Source organism: Neobacillus drentensis (genome assembly GCF_036965245.1).
GTDB classification, from domain to species: domain Bacteria; phylum Bacillota; class Bacilli; order Bacillales; family Cytobacillaceae; genus Neobacillus; species Neobacillus drentensis_G.
The window spans coordinates 1-1,668 of the sequence record NZ_JBALPG010000117.1; the positions used below are offsets into that span (position 1 = coordinate 1).

Sequence of the window (1,668 nt, forward strand, 5' to 3'; positions counted from 1 at the left end):
ATGTAAAGCTAGTGATGGTAGATAATTGAAATTTTTTAAAAATAAATGTTTTTTTACTACTATTATATGATAAAAATGCTAATTTTTTCATGGTTAAACATGGAATTATTTCGAAACTTTTCAATTAAGAAAAAACACTAGCCTTATAAAAAGGCCAGTGTTTTACCTTTCAATAGCTATTGCACCTTCAATCGGCTTAAATGGATCCTGCTTATCAATATAGTCATAAAACATGACTCCATTTAAATGGTCGATTTCGTGTTGAAAACAAATGGAGGGAAGCCCCTTTAATCGAAGTTTTACCTCTTCACCGGCAAGATTTGTTCCCTTTACAGTGATCCTTGCATGCCTTGGAACGAAACCAGGAATAGCTTCATCCACTGAAAGACAGCCCTCGCCTGCTTGTAAATACGACTTTTCTACGGAGTGGCTGATAATTTTGGGATTAAATAAAGCATGGCTATAAAGATTTCCTTTGTCATCAGTAAGATGTACAGCAATCATCCGTTTGGAAACATTAATCTGCGGGGCAGCTAAACCAATTCCCGGACGTAAACTATATTGAGATGCGATTTCGACATTTTGGCTATTAATAACGTATTCTAAAAGGCTGGATAATATTTGTTTATCTTCTTCTGATGGCGGCATGGTGACTTCTGCAGCCACTTTTCTAAGGGTGGGATGGCCATCTCGGATAATATCCTCCATCGTTAACATGAACTTTCACTCCTGTGTTCCATAATGTTATTAGCAATCACTAGTCTATCAAACATTAGATAAAATGTTAATAATTGATTGTTTGAACCTCCATGCTTTTTTGCTCATCTGTATTGTCAAACAAACGAAGTATAGATATAGTTAGAAGTGGAAACAGTCAGGAGGTTTCAAAGTGTTATTCAAAGGTAAAAGTCGTTATTTACTAACTATTATATTTATTTCAATGATAATTTTAGCAGGATGTGTTGGAAAAAAGACCCCTGTTGAGAAGATGTATGATGTTTTAGAGAATGTTGTAGCAAAAGAAAAGGTTTTTGAAGAACAACAGGATCCACTCGTTACATTAGAAAAGAAAGAAAAGGAAATTTATGACCAAATAATTGAACTTGGTATGAAAGAATATGACCAGATCGTCAAACTTTCCGATGAAGCGATTCTCTTAACAGATCAAAGAAAAAAACATATCGAAAAAGAAACAAAGAGCTTAAAAGAATCTGAGCAGGAATTTAAGAAAGCTGAAGATCTAAAAGATAAATTAGATGACCCTGAACTTAAAAAGATAGCAAATGAATTATCCGATATCATGAAGCAAAGGTATGAAGCGCATGATTGGTTATACAAAGAATATTCTAATGCTTTAGAATATGATAAAGAATTATATGTTATGTTCAAAAATAAAAACCTCTCTCTAGAAGACCTTGAAGCACAAGTAAATAAACTAAATGATACATATAAACAGGTTGATGATGCTAATAAGAAGTTTAATAAGCTAACAGAACTATACAATGATAAAAAGCTGTCATTTTATAAAGAGGCAGGGCTGAAAACGAAAAAATAGCGTCCCCACATTGAAATCGGCTGAAGTCAGCCGATTTTTTCTATGGTATAACAAAAGTAATAATGGTGAAATTTTATATAACAGTTTTAAAATATTAGTAATACAGATTGTTT

General features: G+C 32.8%; 2 protein-coding genes. One reads left to right on the forward strand and one right to left on the reverse strand.

Going from position 1 to position 1,668, the window contains the following annotated elements:
* Positions 1–162 precede the first annotated feature (162 nt).
* The gene (gene def, locus V7150_RS20585) at positions 163–717 is read right to left on the reverse strand and encodes a peptide deformylase (protein ID WP_335522016.1); all 555 of its coding nucleotides are present in this window, start codon (positions 715–717) and stop codon (positions 163–165) included.
* Positions 718–889: 172 nt separating this feature from the next.
* Here def and V7150_RS20590 point away from each other — a divergent pair, with 172 nt between their 5' ends.
* A complete protein-coding gene (locus V7150_RS20590) occupies positions 890–1,555 on the forward strand; it encodes a YkyA family protein (protein WP_335522018.1) in 666 nt (221 codons plus the stop codon).
* The last annotated feature ends 113 nt before the right edge of the window (positions 1,556–1,668 follow it).

What these genes read in the sequence shown, in the direction of transcription:
- def (WP_335522016.1), bottom strand. Translation starts at nt 717, where the DNA reads ATGTTAACGATGGAGGATATTATCCGAGATGGCCATCCCACCCTTAGA.